Genomic DNA, 19,412 nt, shown 5'->3' with positions numbered 1-19,412 from the left:
GCCGCAAGCATGGTATGTGGAATGTTCAGGCGGACGCATTCTCTCTGTTTGAGATGAACATGATCACTTTCTGTGAGAAAGCCAGGGGCTGCCCCGAATGAAAAAGGGCAGCCCCTGGCTTCTTTGCTCTTGAGATGAAATTATCTTCCGACCAGCACCCAGTTCACCATGGTGCTGTTGTCGTACCAGGTGAACCAGTACTCGTCGCTCAGGTCGCTTTCGGGGAAGCCCATCAGCTCGTTGAAACCGGTGTAGCTGACAGCGGTGGAATTTTTGTACTTCACCCGCTCGCTGGTAATGATCGGAACCAGGTTGGTACTGACTACCTTGACCGGTCCGTTTTGCACGTCCGCGTAGGTTTTGGTGACCGTCTGCCGGGGGCCGAGATCGAAGGTCTCTTGATCCACACCGGCGATGGAGATGCGCACACTGGCGGTCTCAGTCGCGCTGGTGTTGGTGACCAACACACTGGCCTGCATGGTCTTGTTGTCGTACCAGGTGAACATGTAGCTGTTGCTGATGCGGCTGAGCGGCACGCCCATCACTTCGTTGAAGTCTTTCCAGGTTCCGGTGGGGAAGTGCACGCGTTCGCTGGCGAAGATGTCCACGCCGTTGGTGCAGACCACGCGCACGGGTCCGGTCACCAGGCCGGGGCCGGTGTAGCCGCCGTTTTCCCAATAGCGCGGGGTGACCTTGCCCCGCGGCTCGATTTCATAATGGCCTTTGGGGGTGGTCATGTCACCAATGTAGATATCCACCTCGGCGGTTTCGGTCTCGCTGGGGTTGCCGACTAATACCCAGGTGAGCATCGAGTCGTTGTCGTACCAGGGGAACCAGTACTCGCTGTCCAGGTCTTCCACCGGGTAGCCGATCACCTCGTTGAACCCGGTCCAGGGTGGGGTGGTGAAGTGGGTGCGCTCGCTGGCGAAGATATTGACGCCGTTGGTGGAGACCACGCGCACCGGTCCGGCCTGCAAGCCGGGGCCGGTGGTGCCGCCGTTCTCCCAGTAGCGCGGGGTAACGCGCTGGCCGGGCTGAATGCTGTAATGCCCGCGCAGCGTGCCGCCAATGTAGATGTCCACCTCGGCAGTTTCGGTGGTGCTGGGATTGCCGACCAGCACCCAGGTGTACATGGTCTTGTTATCATACCAGGTGAAATAGTACTCGGTGGAAAGGCGCTCGGTGGGCAGGCCCATCACCTCGTTGAAGGCGGTCCAATTGGCGGAATTCGTGCCGGGGAAGTGCACCCGCTCGCTGGTGAAGAAGGTGTCGTGGGTTGGGCTGGTGACCTTCACCGGACCAGCCTGCAAACCAGGGCCGGTGAACCCGCCGTTCTCCCAATAGCGCGGGGTGATGCGCCCATCCACTGGCACGACGTAACTGCCGCGCAGCTGCTGGTTGACGTACACTTCGATGTTATCCGGGTTGCCCAGCTTGCTGATGAAGATGTCTCCCCCACCTGCGCTGGTCAGATTGCTGGTATCTGCTCCGGGGTCAAAATCTGCTGTGCCCGAAAAACTCCCGGTGATATAGAGACTTCCATCGCTGCCCTGCGCAAATGATGCAACGCTGTCGCCCGATGGGCCGCCGATGTTCTTGGCCCATAGGAAGTTCCCGCCGCTGTCCAGCTTGCTGACAAAGCCGTCATAATCTCCCGCGCTGGTCAGGTTAAAGGTGTCTGCTCCTGAATCAAAGTCCACCGTCTCTTCGAAGTATCCGATCGTGTATGTATTCCCAGCGCCATCCACAATGATTTGATTTCCCAGCTCATTGTCGGAACCACTGAAGGCTTTAGCCCACACGAAATTCCCACTGCTGTTGAGTTTGCTGATAAAAGCGTCATACCCCCCTGAACCGACCAGGTTGTATACATTCTCTTCAGGGTCAAAATCAACCGTTTCCATGAAAACACCGGTTGTATACACATTCCCATCGTTATCCACCGCAATAGAAAGAGCATCGTCAAACATTGAACTGCCCATCGCTCTTGCCCATTCCAGCGCGCCGCTGCTATCCAGCTTGCCAACAACAATGTCTTCATTTCCATTACTGGTCAGATTGTAAGTGTCTTCCCCGGGGTCGAAGTCCACTGTGCCCCAGAAGCATCCGGCAAAATAAATAGCGCCAGCATTGTCCACTTGAATTGATAGAGCTCTGCTAAAGGATGGGCCGCCCACGGCTTTTGCCCACACAAAGTTCCCATTATTATCCAATTTGCTGATGAAGATAGATTCCAGGTTTGCGTTCAGGTCGAATGTGCCTGCGCCGGGGTCAAAATCGGCAGTTTCGGAGAAGAAACCCGTCGTGTAGACATTACCGTTGTTGTCTATATCGATGGAAAAACTGCGGTCATCAGAATCGCCCCCCATTTGCTTGGCCCACACAAAATTCCCACTGCTGTTTAATTTGCTGACAAAAATGTCGTTATTTCCAAAACTTGTTAGTTTAAGTTCGCCGGCTCCAGGGTCAAAGTCTACAACGCCCGAAAAATACCCGGTGATATAGACGTTGCCTGCGCCGTCCAACGCGATGTCTCCATCCCACTCATCGGATGTGCCGCCCACGGCTTTCGCCCACAGAAGGTTTCCCTTGGTGTCTAGTTTGCTAACGAAAAAGTCTTTTTGGCCTTTGCTGGTAAGGTTGACTGTGCCTGGCCCGGGGTCAAAGTCGACTGTGCCAGTGAAGGTGCCGAGGGTGTACACGTTCCCGGCGCTGTCGACAGCGATGGATGACCCGCTGTCACCTTCTGAACCGCCCATGCCTTTTGCCCAAACCAGTTTGGGATCCGGAATATCAGCATACGCCGGGCTGGTCAGCCCGAAAAGCAGAGCAAAAGCAAACAGGGCTTGTAGCCCCAACCAGAACCAATGCTTGTATGTTTTCACGATGGTATCGCTCCTTTGGGTGGTTGATATGGATGGTTAACAAATTGTAGACACCACGATCACGCGCTGGGTGGTGCAGGGTAAATGTTGGATGGTTGATGAGCTGGCAGAGTGGTTTTTCTTCATCCCCCTGATATACTGAATTCAGTATGATTATAGGAAAATTCATAAAGATTAAAATAGAATAAGAGATCACTCAAAATTGCGCGCTTTGTCATATTTGGCGCGCACATCGGTTGAATATGAAACCTCGCTTTCTGGCTGCGGAAGAGGGGTTGCCGGTAACTTCTGGTGTTGTCGCTTGATGCCCTGTCATTTTCTTTCTTAAGCGAACCGGAATTGAGGATGTTGGCTGCGTGCCGATTGATTTGGGTGGCTTAAACATGGCGCGAATGCAAACACAGCCTCTGCCGGGGTTATGGGCGGAGGCTGTGCTATTGTTGACGATGCGATACAAGGCGATACAAGATTATTCAGCCAGGTAATTAACCTCCGCGCTCATGCCGATCAATAAACTGGCGGGAATTTCCTCCAGACTGATGACAGTGGTATAAACCACATCTCCGCCGAGTGTCTCCGCGATGGGAGAAATTTCACTCACTTTGCCTTCCAGGGTTTGGCCGAGCGCTTTGATGAATACCCGCACAGGTTGACCAACCCGCACCGAGGGAACGTCGCGCTCGCTCAGGTCGCTTGTTTCCACCTGCAGATGTTCCAGATCGGCCACAATCAACATGGTTTGACCGGGAGAAACCCAGCTGCCCGAATCCACTTTCACATTAGCGGCTATTCCGTCAAAGGGAGCCACCAATTCCACATCCGCCAGGGCAGACAGGCTGGCAGCCAGCTGTGCTTTGCCGTTTTTAACACGCTGCTCGGCCATCGCCAGCACGTCCGGGTCAATTCCCTCGGCCAGCTCTTCATATTCGCGTTTGGCGATGTCGTACTCGGCCTGCGCCGATTGAAGCTGCGCCTCAGCCAGGTCCACATCGACCTGACTGGGCATGGAGGATACATAGTTCAGATTAGCCACGGCGCGGTCGTATGCTTTTTGGGCGTTCGACAGCGCGCTGAGCGCGCCGGCTTTCAGCAGGTTTTTGTCGTCATACTTGGATACATAATTATAGGCTTCCTGCGCTTTATCCAATGTGTCCGTGGCCAGGATGAGATCAGCCTGGGCGGAAGCAACCATGCTGTCTGAGCCGTTGCGGTATTCGCGGTAGCCGCGCACCTTTTTGGCGTCATCCAGGGCTTTACCGGCATTGGCCAGGCGCAGCAGCGCGGCGGCGCGGCTTTGTTCGGCGTTCAGTTGAATATCTTTTAGGGCTTGCTCGGCGGCCATCAGTTCAGTGCGCGCGGCTTCCACCGCCGCGGCTTGCTGTTCGCTGCCCGCCAGGCGCACCAGAACTTGCCCGGTTTTCACCGTTTCACCCGATTGCACCAGCACGGCTTCCACTCTTCCGCCCTGTAGGGAAGCGATTTGCGCCTGCCGGACGGATGTAACCACGCCCGAAGCGGACACATCGCCACTCGCCGGGGCTTCACCCGACGGGGTGAGGGTTTCTGCCGGGCTGGCAGGGTTGGCTGATCCCGAATCGAGCACAACGGTGGGGAGAACTTCTGTCGACGGGCCGCCGGAACTGCAGCCAGCCAGCAGAAAAGCGACGAAAACAATCCAGAAATAAATCTTTTTCATTGCAATAACTCCTTCAGGAGCTACCCATATCGTAGTCAGTATCATTATGCCAAGACTGGCGCAGCCGATTCAACAAGCTGGCCCTCGCCGGCCTCATCCGAGACGATCATTCCATCGCGCAGGGTAACAATCCGGCGGGCGTATTGGATCACACGCGGGTCGTGGGTGGCGAACACAAACGTAACGCCCGTCTCCTGGTTAAGGCGCACCATGGTCTCCATTACCAGCTTACCGTTGGGAGTATCCAGGTTGGCGGTAGGCTCATCGGCCAGAATGAGCGCCGGTTGGGTGACCAGCGCACGGGCGATGGCCACACGCTGCTGCTGCCCACCGCTGAGCTGGTCAGGGCGGTGGTGGGAATGATCTTCCAGGTCAATGGCTTTCAAAAGCTGGTTAACGCGCTGCTGGCGTTCGGCCGGGCTTTTTCCGTTCAATAACAGCGGCATCTCAATGTTCTCATACGCCGTCAGGGTGGGAATAAGGGCGAAGAACTGGAAAATGAACCCGATCGTCCCGCGGCGCATATCGGCGCGCTGGTTTCGATCCAACTGGCTCACATCTTTGCCGTTGATGGTCAGCTTGCCGCTGGTGGGCTGGTCCAGGCAGCCAATCAACTGCAGCAGGGTGGTTTTGCCCGAACCCGACGGGCCGACCAGCGCGGTGAATTCTCCGCTCTCAATGGTCAGGTTTACATTGCGCAAGGCCTGGGTTTCTACCTGGCCGATTTTATAAATGCGACTGATATTTTCAATCTTTGCGACTTCCATGGTCATGACTCCTGTAAAATCCAAAATGGATCTGTAAAAAATACTAGATACTATTCACCGGTGTGCAGAGCGACAACCGGCTCCATGCGGGACGCCAGCAAGGCCGGGTACAGCGCGGCCAACAGGCTGACGACAAAGGCGGTAATGACGAGCGATACCGCGTCGGTTACGGTGAGGTAGGCGTAGATGCGGTCGCCAATCAGCAGGCCTTCGATGCCGAAATCACCGATATAGAATCCTACATAGGTGGCGTAAGCGACCATGATTCCGCCTAAAACCATGCCGATAAGAATTCCGCCTACGGCCAGCAGTGTGGATTCAGCGAAGAACATGGCCATAATGCGGCTGCCGCGCATGCCAATGGCGGCCAGAATGCCGATCTCGCGGGTGCGCTCGAAGACCGCCATCACCAGCGTATTCACAATCACCGTGGCGGTGATTCCCAGCACGATCAGGTAGATGAGCACCATAAAACCCGAAGACATTTGCTCTATCTGGGTGATCATTGCATTCATGGTTCGCCAGGTAACCACCTCCAGCTGGTCCGATTGGAGGGCGGCAACCACCGGTTCGGTCATATCACGATCGGTGAGCAGCACGAAAATGTGACTGGCGCGGTTTTCCGTTTGGGTGATCGCCTGCGCTTTGGAAAGCGGCAGGAGGAGGGTTGTCTGGTCATAGTAGGGCGAACCGGTGGCGTACAACCCGCGCACGGTGAAGTTTTGCTCTTCAACATCCCCATTGGAGGTGTTGGCCATCAGGTTGATGGTATCACCGACTTTCAGGCCCAAAACGTCCGCCAGTTTCTTCCCCATCAGGACCCCGCCACGGTCGTCCGCAGTCAGGTATTCGCCGCCTACCAGGCTGTCACGGTAGGGGGCACTGGCCTCAGAGGCCGGGTCGATGCCCATGATGGTGACACCGGCGGTTTCATCCGATACTGACACGATTCCGCTCGCGATCAGGCGCGGCGTGGCGGCTTTTACCGGGGCAAGCGTGGCGATTTGAGCGGCAACCTGCTCAGGGTTTTCCACCAGGTCTTGCCAGGCCAGGCTGTTCTTATCAGGGTTGTAATTGATCGAGCGCACCTGTAAATGCCCGCTCTGCAATTTGATGCTCATGTCCATTGAACTGCGCATTTCTCCCTGCATGACAGCGGCCATCAACAATAACAGCGCCAGACCAATCCCCAAGGCCAACGCGGAGAAGAAAGAGCGCCTCCGGTTGCGGCCGAGATCGCGATATGCCATCTTAATTAATTGAATCATAGTGAACCTCATACATAATGCAGGGCATGAGCCGGTTCAGATTGCGAGGCTTCATGAGCTGGATAGAAGGAACACAGAATGGAGATAATGATCACCGTCAGGCTGCGCTGGACGATCTTCTCCAGACCCAGAGTGGAGTATACTTTCCCGCTGATTAATGCGGTATATTCCGTTACACCCGCAAACGCGCTGTAATCAAAGCCAACCGTCATGAGCACGGCGTTGAAAGCCACTCCCAACAGCACCCCCGAGAGTAATCCCAGCAGGCCCATCATGCACCCTTCCAGCAGGAAGAGGGTGGAAATTTGGCGTGGTTTCATGCCCAGCGCGCCTAAAACGCCAATCTCGCGCGTGCGCTCAAAAATAGCCATCAAGAGCATATTCAAAATGCCAATTCCGGCAATAATCAGAATGATCACGCTGAAGACGTCCATCACCGCGCCTTTGGTTTCCAGCGCCTGGCGCAGTTCAGGGAATGTGGTGGCCCAGGTTTCAATTTCGCCGCTTCCCAAAACGGGTTCCAGCGCGCGGATCACCGCGTTCTCCTGGCCAATTTTCTCCAGCATAATGGCAATTTCTGTGGATTGACCGGTCAGCCCGTACAGGTCTTGCGCTTCGGCAAGTGAGATATAAATGGACTGCTTTTCCACGTCGGGCATGTTGATGTCATAAATACCAACAACCGTCATGGTGCGCTTGCGCATCTGCTTGTTGATGTCTTTGCCCACCACAGTGATGCGATCTCCCACCACAATATCCATGGTATCGGCCAGCCCCTTGCCAATAAAGATCTGGTCGGTGTCACCAGCCGTCAGATAGCGCCCGTCAACCACGTTTCTGGCTTCCAGGCTGATGCTTTCTTCCTTATCGGGCTCAATACCGATGATACTGACGCCAAACGCGCCCTCGGTGCTGGTGGCCATGCCGGTGGTTTTAATCCGGCGGGACGCCATCACCACCTCGGGCTGTGCTTCAGCGGCAATGATCAACTCCTGGTCATTGACCAGCGGCAATAGAGGTGACTGGCCGGTTTTTTCCCGGTAGCCCTCGGCGTGAATCTGGATGTTGCCACCCAGAACCTGAACTGCATTCCCGTAAATGGCCTGCTCGAAACCAGCGACTAACCCGTCATACATCATCATCATCGACATGCCCAGGCCAATCGCGAGCATGATGATGAGCGTGCGGCGACGGTGCCGCCAGACATTACGCCAGGCCAGGCGTAGATATAGATTCATATACTCTTTCCTTTCAAAAAATGATGATTAATCGATGGATGGAATTGTTGAGGCAGACGGCGGGTCTACGGTTAGCACCCACTCGCGTAAAAGATCGAGATTAAACAGGGTGATTGAGTCGCGGGGCGCACCCAGCACCCTTTCAATGGCCACGCGGTAAGCCAGAATTGATTTTTCCATGGCTTTCAGCGCTTCCATCTGGCGTTCAAGCGTGTCGTCAGGCCGCATATTGAGCAAACCTGCGGCTATGTCTTCCCCCAGGCTCGTCATGATCGTAATACAAGCTCTGGCGGTCTGATCACAGAACTCAATATCAAAAACACCTTCATCAACCCCCTGATTGAAAATTTGCACCAGAAACGGCGTGAGCCACCGAGTGCTGGCAGCCGTTAACTTCTGCCGCACAATCGCGTTTTCATCGGCGTACCATGTTTTTAACAGGCTGGTGAGGAATTCCTTGCGGGCGGATTTCCAGCGCGCCGCCGAGTCAAAAAACCGTTCAATTTTTTCCAATGCCGGAATTTGCGGATCGTTGACAATGGGTATCAGAAATTTTTCCATCTCAGCCATGATCCGATCCACCATAGCTTCCAGCAAGGCCTGTTTTGAATCGAAATAGTGATAGAAAGCGCCTTTAGAGATGCCTAATTCCTGGATGATATTTTGGATGGACATCTGTTCGTAGCCAATCGTGTATACGAGCCTCTGGGCAACGTCCAGTATCTCGTCATGTTTTTGCTGGTGCTCTTCTGGTTTGATCACGCGCGGCATAAGGGCCTTCTTGTTTATAAATAAACCGACCGTCGGTTTATAATCACGCTGATTATATAGAGATTTCCTGCAGGTGTCAATGGCGTTGGAGGCGATTTAACATACGGCGCGGGCGATTGAACGGACGATTTTTAACTTCGAATCGATTAAATCGTCAAATTCATGCATATAATAGATTAGCAATAAATTAAAACTGTTTATCGAGGGAAACAATGAGTCTGATTGAAGAAATTAACGAACAACCGCAGGTTCTGAGCCGTTTGCTTTCCACGCAGTTTGACGCGATTGCCGCGATTGCAGACCAGATCAAGCAGTGGGACCCCAACTTTGTGTTTGTGGCCGCCAGGGGAACTTCGGATAACGCCGGGCGTTATGCCAATTATCTGTTCGGCGCGCACAACCAGCTGCCGCTGGCGCTGGCCACTCCCTCTCTGTTTACTTATTACCATCGCCCTCCGAAATTGAAGCAGGCGCTGGTCATGGGAATCTCACAGTCAGGAAAATCACCGGATATTGTCAGTGTTTTGGAAGAGGGGCGGCGCCAGGGCTGTAAAACGATGGCGATTACCAACGCGGTCCAATCTCCGCTGGCCGACCAGGCGGATTTTGTGATTGACATCATGGCCGGACCGGAAAAGGCGGTTGCCGCCACAAAATCGTACACGGCTGAGCTGATGGTGATTGCCATGCTCTCGGTGTGCCTGGCGGGCGACGAACAGCGCAAAGCGGAACTGGCGCGGGTTCCGGAATGGGTGGCCAAAACGCTGGAGCTGGATGGCTACATTGAAAACTTCGCTCAGCGCTACCGCTACATGGAACAGTGCGTGGTCTTGGGGCGGGGGTATAACTACTCTACCGCGTTTGAATGGTCGTTGAAAATGAAAGAGCTGACCTATGTGGTGGCCGAGCCTTACTCTTCCGCCGATTTCCGCCACGGTCCAATTGCTATGGTGGAGCAGGGCTTCCCGGTTTTGGCGGTTGCGCCAAACGGCGAAGTGTTTGACACCCTGAAAGAACTTCTGGTGCATTTGCGCAAAGACATGCAGGCTGAGCTGGTGGTGATCTCTGACCGCAAAGACGCCCTGGAACTGGCGCATGTGCCGGTGGAACTTCCGGCGGGCATCCCCGAATGGCTGACCCCGCTTGTCAGCATTATTCCGGCGCAATTGTTTGCTTTTCACCTCACCAAGGTCAAAGGCTTTGATACCGAGACGCCGCGCAGCATTCGAAAAGTAACCGAAACGCACTAAACAAGTGAGACTCTATGCAAAAGAATTCCATGATCATCATTGGCGCGGGGTTCGCTGGGCTTTCAGCGGGTATCTACGCCCAGATGAACGGCTATTCGACCCAAATTTTTGAGCTGCACACTCTGCCTGGCGGGTTATGCACCGCCTGGAAGCGCAAGGGCTATACCGTCGACGGCTGCATTCACTGGCTGGTTGGGTCTTCTCCAGAGAGCGCCATGAATCAATTCTGGCGTGAAGTGGGCCTGGCGCAGGGGCGCGAGTTTATCAACCTGGATGAATTTCTGCGCTATGAGGGCAGCGATGGCCGGACAGTCGTTTTCTATTCGGATGTTGACCGGTTGGAAAAGCATTTGCTGGACCTCTCGCCTAAAGACGAACCCGTGATCCGTGAGTTTATCAGCGGCATTCGTATGGGAATCCGTTTCGACCAACAGCCCACCGAGCGCGATTCGGGGATCACTAAACTGATCAAAGGCATCAAAATGGGCTGGCTGTTCCTGACGCGCGGTAAAGACATGCGCCGTTGGATGGATACAACGGCCGAGCAATTTGCCAACCGCTTCCAGGACCCGCTTCTGCGCGAAGCGTTCAAAGAAATCTGGTACCCAGAATTTTCTATCTTCTTTATTATGTTCACCTTCTCTTACCTGCACAATCACAATGCGGGCTATCCAATTGGCGGTTCCATGCCGCTCTCCCGCGCTCTGGAGAAGCGCTATCTGGAGCTGGGCGGGCAAATCCATTATGGGAAGAAGGTGGAGAAAGTTCTGGTTGAGAATGACCGGGCGGTGGGAATTGAATTGGCGGATGGCAGCCAGCACCGCGCCGGGCGGGTGGTCTCCGCGGCTGATGGACACGCCACCATTTTCAAAATGCTCGATGGTAAATACGCAGACGAAAAAATCAAAGAGCCTTACGAAAAGTGGCCGATCTTTCCGCCCCTGGTGTATGTGGGGTTGGGCGTGAACAACCGTTTTGAAAATGAGCCCAAGACAGTTTCCGGGATTAGCTTCGCATTGAAGCAGCCGGTGGAAATTGCCGATCAGACCCTGGAGCGCCTCTCTGTGCATGTCTATAACCAGGACCCAACCCTCGCACCGGATGGAAAAACGTCCCTGACGGTAATGATCCCCTCCAGCTACGCGTACTGGAAAGAAATGGCAAAAGACCCGGTGGAGTATGAGGAGAAGAAAGAACAAATCGCCCGCCAGGTAGTGGCCATGCTGGAGCAGCGCTTCCCGGGGATCGGGTCGCAGGTTGAAATGGTGGATGTAGCCACACCGCTGACCTTTGAGCGCTATACCGGCAACTGGCAGGGCAGCTTTGAGGGCTGGCTGATCACGCCCCAGAACGCGGGTTCGATCATGTCTCCCATGAAGCAAACCCTGCCCGGGCTGAGCAATTTCTATTTGTGCGGCCAATGGGTAGAACCGGGCGGTGGTTTGCCAACGGGCGTGATGTCTGCCCGCCGGCTGCTGAAAGCGGTATGTAAAGAGGATGGCAGAAAGTTCATCACCACGCAAGCCTGATTCAAATCCACCTTCAGTTTCATCGATTCCAAACCGTCCCGTCTACACGGGGCGGTTTTTGATTCGGGAACTTCCTCTCCGCGCTTTTCGTCTAGGACATATCCATATTCATGTTTAGGGAGACAAAACAATGAAGAAATCGAAACTGCTTGCATTGTTCTTATTCATGGCGGTAGTTCTGCAAAGCTGCGCGCCGGTCCAGACGCAAAACCTGGATATTCCCGATGAAAATCCGCTGGCAGAAACGCCGCCGCTGGCCACGTTGCCGCCAGCCATTGCGGAAACACCGTCATCTCAAATCACACCAACCCTCGCGAGGGTTGAAAATGGCCCACTTGCCGTGGCTGAATCTTTTTATGACTGGTATTTCGCTCAACCGTCTGGTGAAGTGCTGACAGATCGCTCGTATGCCAGCAGCCCCTACCTGAGCGAGATTTGGAAAAGTGACCTGGGATATTTGCTGGACAGTTTTGAAAATCAGGCCGGGTATGACCCCTTCACTTGCGCGCAAAACCGTCTTCCCTCGCTCAGCTTTGACCCTGTCTTCATCAGCGCCGGTGACGCCTATATTGTAGGTAATGTGATCTCGAACGGCGCCGTTCAGCATTATTTTGTTGTGCAGCTGGGCCAGGGTGAGGGGGAATGGAAAATCGATGCGGTTCACTGTCCCTTTGACCCACAAACAACGGTGATGGCGTTCTATACCTGGTATCTGGGAACGATTTATCAGGGCACGGATGCCCAGTCTTCTGCCATTGAGCCGCGTAATCCCATCGCAGAAGGGCTGCTTGAAGGTTTCTATTTGGCCAGCCCGGCTCTCATCGATGGCATTGAAACCGAATTGCGGGAGATGCGCGAGACCGGCGGTGCTTACGATCCGATCCTCAACGCGCAGGCGATTCCATTGGCCTTCTGGGTGGAACCAGGTCAGGAGGGGAGCGATATTCAGGTTCGTTTGACGTATGGCCCGCAAAGCTCTCGTTATTCCGTCGTTCATCTTGTGCCGTCCGAGCGCTTGTACTGGTTGGTTGACAAAATTGAGCAGGTTGAGGTGCCGGTGTTTGACCCACAGGCAAATTTGGAGGTTGGCACAGAAGATTGGCAAGAATACCGGGATGAAGCTTATGGCTTTTCCATGCGAATCCCCAGCCATTGGACAACCGAAGCAGCCGATTTGTCTGCGATGCCGGCGGATAACGCAGTAAAGAAGGGTGTGTTCTTCCTGGCAGATTGGGCTGACCCTGATTTGCCCGTGCTGTGGCTGAATGTGCTGGAAGGAACCGAGGAACAGGTCAGCCAGTACTATCCTGTCGAGAGCCATCAGGTAATTGACCTGGGTGGGAATGCCGTATGGGTGGATCGCGATCAATGTGAAACGCGGTTTGTGTTTCAACACCCACGGCAAGCGAATGTTTGGCTGGTGATTGGAGATACCTGCTCCTCCATGCCCGGCCGCGAGCGGTATGCTGAGGAGCTGGAGCAGATCATGGCGCCGCTGCTGCGGACGGTGACGTTTGATTAATTGAAAATGCAGTCTCAAAAAATTACCCATGGGTGGCTATCGCAGGCCGCCGATGGGTAGTTTGTTTTGTTCCAACGGTTTTAGGAGGCCATTCGTTGCCCACGCCATTATGGAATGCTCCTTCTTAACCCAATCTTAAAGAATCTCACCCAATATTAATATCCTCTTGAAATTTGAAAAAAGTGGTTGTACAATGACTTTGTAAATTCAATAAACATACAAAGTAAATTGTTTCCCCAAGAAGACTTATGCCCCATACAAAAGCCACCCATCAACAAACCAAGCTGCTCAACCGCGATCTGGTGCTGAAGATGATTTTTGAGCACGATGAGATCAGCCGGGCCGAAGTTGCCCGGTTGACCAAGCTGACCCGCGCTACCGTTTCCGATATGGTCGCCAGCCTGATTGGGGAAGGCCTGGTGGAAGAGATTGGATTTGGCTCTTCCATTGGCGGCAAGGCGCCCATTCTCTTGCGCCTGGTTGCCGATTCGCGCTATCTCATCGGACTCAATCTGGGGCAGGACAAGTTTATTGGGGCTGTGGTCAACCTGCGCGGCGAGATCAAAGAGACGATTGAGATGCCGGTAGATGGCATTGACGGCGAGGAAGCGCTGCAACTGGTCTACCATATTCTCGATCAGCTCACCGGCAAAGGCTGGCAGCCCCTGGTTGGCATTGGAATTGGCACGCCGGGCCTGGTGAACACGCAAGAAGGGGTGGTGGTGAATGCGGTGAACCTGGACTGGCGGGACCTGCCGCTGGCCAGCCTTTTGGAAGCGCGTTACAACCTGCCGGTCTCAATTCTGAATGACAGCCAGGCCACCGCGATTGGTGAATTTGTCTATGGTAGAACGCTTTCTTCCGATGGCAGCCTGATTGTCATAACGGCCCGGCACGGCATCGGTGCGGGTATTCTCATTAGCGGCCGGCTCTTCCAGGGTGATGGAGGCGGCGCGGGTGAAATTGGCCATGTGGTTGTTCAGGAAAATGGCTCGTTATGCCGCTGCGGCAAACACGGCTGCCTGGAAACTCTTGCCAGCGCCAGCGCCGTGGTGAGGCGCGCCCGCGCGCTGGCCGGTGACTACCCCGGCTCCAGCCTGGCGGCTTCTTCGTCCGCGATCACGCTGGATACAGTCCGACAGGCCTGGGACGCCCAAGATCCTCTGGCTGAACAGGTGGTGCTCGACTCGGCGCGTTACCTGGGCGCCTCGCTGGCTGGTTTGATCAGCGTATTGAATATTCACCGCATTGTCATCACGGGGGATATGGAATGCTTTGGCAAGCGTTGGTTGCAGGCGGTGGGCGAGTCAATGACCGCCCATGCGCTGGCGCGCATGGCACAAGAAACAATTTTGGAATTTGGCACGTTGAATTTTAAGGCCTGCATATTGGGTGCGTCCGCCTATATGCTGCTCGAGAGTTATTCTTTACTGTTTCTCAACCCTGCTGAATAGAAAGTTTGAACGTATGGTGTCTTCCTTTGATCTGATTGCGCCCAAGATGATTCCGCCGCTGGACGAGCATTTCCGCCCGGCCGTGTTAGCCAACCGCGCCTTTGAAGCGCAGGCGGCTCAATATGCTGTCCCGCTGGTGATCGGTCTGGAGCGCAGCGGGGGTGAAATTTCCCGCTTCGAGACGAACATCTTCCCCGAAGACCATCCTCAGGCAGTGGCAAATTACGCCTATGTTGAGCGCCTGGTCAAGTTCTTGCTCTGGCAGCGCGGTGGTTTTCGCGTGTACATCGGCGGCCCAGCCAGCATCGGCGCTTACCTGCGCGAGGTATATTCACCCACTGGCGAGCGCAAATTTGATGTGCATTTCATGGGCAGCCAGGTGTACGAACAGGCTTTTGAAATTGTTTCTTGTCGCCCGGAAGATGTGCCGCCGGCCCGCGAATCGAGCAAGCCTTTGGGACGCCATCTCGACGGCTGCCGGATTGGCTTTGATCTGGGGGCTTCGGACCGCAAGGTCAGCGCGGTGGTGGACGGTAAAGTGGTTTACAGCGAAGAGGTGGTCTGGGAGCCGCGCGAGCACGCCAACCCGCACTACCATTATCAAGAAATCCTTTCCGCGCTGAAAACTGCCGCGGGGCACATGCCGCGCGTGGATGCCATCGGCGGCAGTTCGGCTGGAATCTACATAGACAACTGCCCCAAGGTGGCTTCGCTCTTCCGCAATATTCCCGGCGAGCATTTCGGCGAGGTGAAAAGCCTTTTCCAACGCATCCAATCCGAAATGGGCGTTCCGCTAGAGATCATCAATGACGGCGATGTAACCGCGCTGGCCGGTTCGATGTCGCTGGAAGACAACGGTATCCTGGGCATCGCGCTCGGATCCAGCGAGGCGGCCGGCTATGTGGATATGAATGGCCATATCACCGGCTGGCTGAACGAATTGTCTTTCGCGCCGATTGATTACAACCCCAATGCGGCGGTGGAAGAGTGGTCGGGAGACATTGGCTGCGGATCGTCCTACTTCTCGCAGCAGTGCGTTTTTCGCCTGGCTCCCCGCGCAGGGATTGAAATTCCGGCCGGCTTGACGATGGCTGATCAATTGAAATTCGTTCAGGAAAAATTGGAAAGCGGTCATGCGGGCGCGGAGCAGATCTGGCAAACTATGGGAATTTATCTGGGGTACGGCCTGGCGCATTACGCCGATTTCTACGATATCAAGCATGTGCTGATTTTGGGACGCTGCACCTCCGGGCGGGGGGGCGACTTGCTTCTGGAAGGGGCGAAGAAGGTCCTGGAAGTTGAGTTCCCCGGTCTGTATGAGCGGCTGCAAATTCAACTGCCCGATGAAAAGAGCCGCCGGGTGGGCCAGTCGATTGCGGCGGCAAGCTTGCCGGCCTTGAAACGATAAGGAGTATTGAAGATGTTCCATCAACCAACCGCGGAAATATATATCCCCGATCAATTACCCGTCGAAATAGCGCTGGCGCGCACCACGCACCTGTGTGTGGCGGCTCACCAGGACGATATTGAGATTATGGCTGCCCGCCCGATTTTGGAATGCTTCCAGCGCGAAGACCGCTGGTTCACGGGTGTGGTCGTGACCGACGGACGCGGCTCGCCGCGCAATGGAATCTACGAAAAGTACGATGACGAAGAGATGCGCCTGGTGCGCTTCAAAGAACAGCGCAAGGCCGCGATGGTGGGCGAGTACGCCGCGCAGATCATGCTGGATTATCCCAGCCGGGCGGTCAAAGATGGCGCGAACCAAAGTCCAGTTGAGGATATGGTGAAGCTGGTCCAATTGACGCGGCCGGACGTGGTCTACACCCACAACCTGGCCGACAAGCACGACACGCACGTGGGTGTGGCCCTGAAGCTGATTGCCGCGCTGCGCAGCCTGCCCTCCGAGGAGCGGCCGCGCAAGCTGTACGGCTGTGAGGTCTGGCGCTCACTGGACTGGATGCTGGACAGCGACAAAGTCAATTTTGAGCTTTCGGAGCAAGAGAACCTGCAAGCGGCATTGTTGGGCGTGTTTGACTCGCAAATCAGCGGCGGAAAACGCTACGACCTGGCCTCGCTGGCCCGCCGCCGGGCCAATGCCACCTATTCAGAATCGCACGGAGTAGATGTATCCACCGGCTTGTCCTTCGCTATGGATCTGAGCCCGCTGCTCACCGACCTTCATTTGTCCCCGGCAGCCTATGTGGAAACCTACATCCAACGCTTTTCGAGCGATGTATCCCAAAGGATACAGCGAATGAGTTAATCCAATCCCAATGAGAAGCCATTGGATCTCTGAAAGAAAGGAGTATCTCTGGATCAAAAAATAGAAAATCGGAAGTTATTCATCGGCTGAATCAATGGTTGTTCAATTTGATCAAAACTCTGAGAAGGAGAAGAATCCATGCGTACTAAGTTGTTTGTTGTGTTGATGCTGCTCAGCATTGTCTTGAGCGCCTGCGCTGCCCCGGCGGCGACCCAGGAAGCAGCTGTCCCTGAGGCCCCTGCTGCTGAAGCCCCTGCCGCGACGGAAGCACCGGCTGCTGTAGAAGCCCCGGCTGCCGCGGAAGCGAAAACCTTGAAGGTTTACCTTCTGGATTACACCCCCGATACGATCGCCTGGCTGAAGAGCGATATCAACCCCGCTTTTGAAGCCGCCCATCCCGGCGTAACCGTTGAAATCACCGAAGGCACCTGGAGCGGTTGGGACACTACCTTCAGCGGTTTCTTCGCCGCTGGTGAAGGCCCCGACATCATCAACCTCGGCTCTGAAATGAACACCCTCTACGGCGAGAGCTTGGCGGATATGGAAGAGTACCTGGGCGAAGCAGCCTGGCCGGATATTGCCAATTTTGGTCCGGCGCTTGAAAACGCCAAATACGATGGCAAACTGCGCGGTCTGCCCATTTTCACCGCGCCTCGCTACGTTTTCTGCCGCACCGACTTGATGGAAGCTTCGGGTTGGACCACTGGCACCCCCCAAAACTTCGCTGAGTGGGTAGACTTTGCTGGCAAGGCCTCTAAAATTGACCCTGCAACCAACTCGCTGGTGCAGCAGGCTTTAGTGCCGGTGGATGCTGGTTCGATGGCGGACTGGCAGTGGTGGCTGTTGGTGTACTACTCCCTGGGCGGCGAGCTTTACAAAGCCGACGGAACCCCCAACTTTGACTCACCCGAAGCGCTGGCGACCACCCAGTTCATGCTGGACATGCGCCAGGCGATCTACGGCCCGGCCGCGGACGCGGTTGGTGCTCTGCCCACCGGACAGGGTTCGGTCATTGATGTGAACGACGAAACCGGTGTGGATAACGGCGCGGTCTGCCTGGCTCACTCTGGTTGGGCTGCCCCGGCCTTCGACCGCCCCGTGTGGGAGAACGTCAGCATCGATCCGTTCTTTGGCGATCCCGCGAACTTCCCCAACAGCAAACCGGTTGTGTTGGCCTTCAATGACTGGCTGGCCGTTGCCGATTACAGCCCCAACAAAGAGCTGGCCGCCGAATGGCTGAAGATGGCCTTCAGCAAAGAAGCCAACCACAAATGGAATGAGACCATGAGCCTGATCCCGGCGCGCAACGACGCTCAGTATGGCTACGTGGCAGACTCTCCGCAGCTTGCACGAGAAGCCGAATTGGCTTCCCAGTATGGTGTTGGTTTTGCCGGTATCGAGGAAGCTGCCAAGCTCTCCACGATCATGCAGGACGCGTTGGGCAAACTCATCACCGAAGAATTGACTCCCGAAGATGTAGTGGCTAAGATTCAAGAAGAATACACCACCGCGTTGGGCAAATAACACTCGCACGAAATAAAAGGAAAGTTGGATGGGGGGAAACTCCCATCCAACTTCTTCATCCTTACCAGTTTGGAGTAAGCATGATTGAGAATCCATATCTTGACGCGCTACTTACGGCTGTAGCAGCAATCATCTTCATTATTATTTCCAGCTTTGGCCTGGGTGCGCTGGCGCGTTTGGTTGCCAAATTGTTTGGGGCTTCGCAAAGAAAACAGCAAAACACCTTCGCCGGCTACTTGTTTGCCGCGCCCTGGATCGTTGGCTTCCTGATTTTTGTGATTATTCCGCTGGGTTTCTCAATTTATTGGAGTTTCACCGATTACCGCGTGGTCTCCAACGAGCCGGCCAATTGGATTGGCCTGGAAAATTATGCCCAGTTGATCTTAAAAGATTCCGGTTTCCGCGCTTCGATTGTCAATACCCTGTATTTGACCTTCATCGGCTTGCCGCTTCAGATGGGTTTTGCCTTGCTGCTGGCGGTGCTGTTGAACGAGAAACTGCCCGGTCAGAAGGTCTTCCGAATGGCTTTCTATTTACCGGTGATTTTGGGCTTCAACACGGCTGTGCTGCTGGCCTGGCGTTTGATGTTGAACACCGGCACAGGTATTATCAACCAGTTGATCCGCGCCATCACCACCGCTATACCCGCCCTTGGATATGTCAATCGCGCCCTGGTTTTTGTGGTTGAACTCTCCAGCGCGTTCTTCCTGGGGATCAGCAACGGAAAGTTCAATTTGCTGACCAAAGTTTGGGAAACCGGCTTCCCGGCGGCCAATCGCGTTCCGCTATGGGTGCAAAGTCCGTTATGGTCAAAAATGTCGGTGGTGTTGTTGATGATCTGGGGTTGCGGCGCGATGATGTTGATCTTCCTGGCGGGGTTAAAGAATATTCCCCGCGAACTGCATGAGGCCGCCGAAGTTGACGGCGCCACCGCCTGGCGTCGCTTTTGGAAAATTTCTTTTCCGCTGCTCACCCCTTATATTTTCTATAACCTGGTGGTGGGGTTGATCAATTCCCTGCAAATCTTTGAGCCGATTTTTGTGCTGTACCGGGATAATCAGCCGTTGGTGCCTTCGGCAATTTCAATGGTGTATTACCTGTGGCAGGCCAGCTTCCGCCATTTTGAGATTGGCTATGGTTCGGCCATCTCCTGGCTGATCCTGATCATCATTCTTATCGTCACCGCCATTCAATTCAAAATGCAAGACCGCTGGGTCACTTACGACTTGTATTAGGAGATTC

General features: G+C 54.8%; 14 protein-coding genes. 8 read left to right on the top strand and 6 right to left on the bottom strand.

Translation table 11 applies throughout. The annotated features are described in order from the left end of the window. Window positions 1-140 precede the first annotated feature (140 nt). From ADN00_RS09300 to ADN00_RS09275, 6 genes are all read right to left on the bottom strand, one after another. Entirely contained in the window at window positions 141-2,885 is a 2,745-nt protein-coding gene (locus tag ADN00_RS09300) for an SBBP repeat-containing protein (RefSeq protein ID WP_075062698.1), read from the bottom strand. Window positions 2,886-3,354: 469 nt separating this feature from the next. Next, entirely contained in the window at window positions 3,355-4,581 is a 1,227-nt protein-coding gene (locus ADN00_RS09295; RefSeq protein ID WP_075062697.1) for an HlyD family secretion protein, read from the bottom strand. A 44-nt stretch (window positions 4,582-4,625) separates the two neighbouring features. After that, window positions 4,626-5,348, bottom strand: coding sequence for an ABC transporter ATP-binding protein (locus tag ADN00_RS09290; RefSeq protein WP_075062696.1), 723 nt, complete (start codon window positions 5,346-5,348; stop codon window positions 4,626-4,628). Between the two features lie 50 nt (window positions 5,349-5,398). Next, window positions 5,399-6,616 carry an ABC transporter permease gene (locus ADN00_RS09285; protein ID WP_160317501.1) on the bottom strand — a complete coding sequence of 406 codons (1,218 nt, stop codon included), beginning with the start codon at window positions 6,614-6,616 and terminating at the stop codon, window positions 5,399-5,401. A gap of 8 nt (window positions 6,617-6,624) precedes the next feature. Continuing rightward, a complete protein-coding gene (locus ADN00_RS09280) occupies window positions 6,625-7,854 on the bottom strand; it encodes an ABC transporter permease (protein WP_075062694.1) in 1,230 nt (409 codons plus the stop codon). Between the two features lie 27 nt (window positions 7,855-7,881). Further along, on the bottom strand, window positions 7,882-8,625 hold the full coding sequence (locus tag ADN00_RS09275; protein ID WP_075062693.1) for a TetR/AcrR family transcriptional regulator: 744 nt from the start codon (window positions 8,623-8,625) through the stop codon (window positions 7,882-7,884). A gap of 212 nt (window positions 8,626-8,837) precedes the next feature. On the opposite strand from ADN00_RS09275, the gene ADN00_RS09270 reads away from it, so the two are divergent. The 8 genes from ADN00_RS09270 (at window position 8,838) to ADN00_RS09235 (ending at window position 19,405) form a co-directional block, all read left to right on the top strand. Then, window positions 8,838-9,875 carry an SIS domain-containing protein gene (locus ADN00_RS09270; protein ID WP_075062692.1) on the top strand — a complete coding sequence of 346 codons (1,038 nt, stop codon included), beginning with the start codon at window positions 8,838-8,840 and terminating at the stop codon, window positions 9,873-9,875. A 14-nt stretch (window positions 9,876-9,889) separates the two neighbouring features. Continuing rightward, window positions 9,890-11,404 (top strand): phytoene desaturase family protein, encoded by a 1,515-nt coding sequence (locus ADN00_RS09265; protein WP_075062691.1) that lies wholly within the window; start codon window positions 9,890-9,892, stop codon window positions 11,402-11,404. Between the two features lie 130 nt (window positions 11,405-11,534). Beyond that, a complete protein-coding gene (locus ADN00_RS09260) occupies window positions 11,535-12,926 on the top strand; it encodes a DUF3828 domain-containing protein (protein WP_075062690.1) in 1,392 nt (463 codons plus the stop codon). Between the two features lie 248 nt (window positions 12,927-13,174). Beyond that, complete coding sequence (locus tag ADN00_RS09255; protein WP_075062689.1) at window positions 13,175-14,380, top strand: ROK family transcriptional regulator; 1,206 nt, start codon at window positions 13,175-13,177, stop codon at window positions 14,378-14,380. A 13-nt stretch (window positions 14,381-14,393) separates the two neighbouring features. Then, window positions 14,394-15,788: an ROK family protein gene (locus tag ADN00_RS09250; protein ID WP_075062688.1), complete on the top strand. Its 1,395-nt coding sequence runs from the start codon at window positions 14,394-14,396 to the stop codon at window positions 15,786-15,788. 12 nt (window positions 15,789-15,800) lie between these two features. Beyond that, on the top strand, window positions 15,801-16,646 hold the full coding sequence (locus tag ADN00_RS09245) for a PIG-L deacetylase family protein (RefSeq protein WP_075062687.1): 846 nt from the start codon (window positions 15,801-15,803) through the stop codon (window positions 16,644-16,646). Between the two features lie 138 nt (window positions 16,647-16,784). Beyond that, a complete protein-coding gene (locus tag ADN00_RS09240) occupies window positions 16,785-18,170 on the top strand; it encodes an ABC transporter substrate-binding protein (RefSeq protein ID WP_075062686.1) in 1,386 nt (461 codons plus the stop codon). An 80-nt stretch (window positions 18,171-18,250) separates the two neighbouring features. Next, complete coding sequence (locus tag ADN00_RS09235) at window positions 18,251-19,405, top strand: carbohydrate ABC transporter permease (RefSeq protein ID WP_075062685.1); 1,155 nt, start codon at window positions 18,251-18,253, stop codon at window positions 19,403-19,405. The last annotated feature ends 7 nt before the right edge of the window (window positions 19,406-19,412 follow it).

It is taken from the genome of Ornatilinea apprima (assembly GCF_001306115.1).
GTDB lineage: Bacteria > Chloroflexota > Anaerolineae > Anaerolineales > Anaerolineaceae > Ornatilinea > Ornatilinea apprima.
The sequence above is the reverse complement of the archived record's forward strand: the minus strand, read 5'-3'. Positions and strand labels throughout refer to the sequence as shown.

What these genes read in the sequence shown, in the direction of transcription:
- ADN00_RS09295 (WP_075062697.1), bottom strand. Translation starts at nt 4,581, where the DNA reads ATGAAAAAGATTTATTTCTGGATTGTTTTCGTCGCTTTTCTGCTGGCT.
- ADN00_RS09290 (WP_075062696.1), bottom strand. Translation starts at nt 5,348, where the DNA reads ATGGAAGTCGCAAAGATTGAAAATATCAGTCGCATTTATAAAATCGGC.
- ADN00_RS09285 (WP_160317501.1), bottom strand. Translation starts at nt 6,616, where the DNA reads ATGATTCAATTAATTAAGATGGCATATCGCGATCTCGGCCGCAACCGG.
- ADN00_RS09280 (WP_075062694.1), bottom strand. Translation starts at nt 7,854, where the DNA reads ATGAATCTATATCTACGCCTGGCCTGGCGTAATGTCTGGCGGCACCGT.
- ADN00_RS09275 (WP_075062693.1), bottom strand. Translation starts at nt 8,625, where the DNA reads ATGCCGCGCGTGATCAAACCAGAAGAGCACCAGCAAAAACATGACGAG.
- ADN00_RS09270 (WP_075062692.1), top strand. Translation starts at nt 8,838, where the DNA reads ATGAGTCTGATTGAAGAAATTAACGAACAACCGCAGGTTCTGAGCCGT.
- ADN00_RS09265 (WP_075062691.1), top strand. Translation starts at nt 9,890, where the DNA reads ATGCAAAAGAATTCCATGATCATCATTGGCGCGGGGTTCGCTGGGCTT.
- ADN00_RS09260 (WP_075062690.1), top strand. Translation starts at nt 11,535, where the DNA reads ATGAAGAAATCGAAACTGCTTGCATTGTTCTTATTCATGGCGGTAGTT.
- ADN00_RS09255 (WP_075062689.1), top strand. Translation starts at nt 13,175, where the DNA reads ATGCCCCATACAAAAGCCACCCATCAACAAACCAAGCTGCTCAACCGC.
- ADN00_RS09250 (WP_075062688.1), top strand. Translation starts at nt 14,394, where the DNA reads ATGGTGTCTTCCTTTGATCTGATTGCGCCCAAGATGATTCCGCCGCTG.
- ADN00_RS09245 (WP_075062687.1), top strand. Translation starts at nt 15,801, where the DNA reads ATGTTCCATCAACCAACCGCGGAAATATATATCCCCGATCAATTACCC.
- ADN00_RS09240 (WP_075062686.1), top strand. Translation starts at nt 16,785, where the DNA reads ATGCGTACTAAGTTGTTTGTTGTGTTGATGCTGCTCAGCATTGTCTTG.
- ADN00_RS09235 (WP_075062685.1), top strand. Translation starts at nt 18,251, where the DNA reads ATGATTGAGAATCCATATCTTGACGCGCTACTTACGGCTGTAGCAGCA.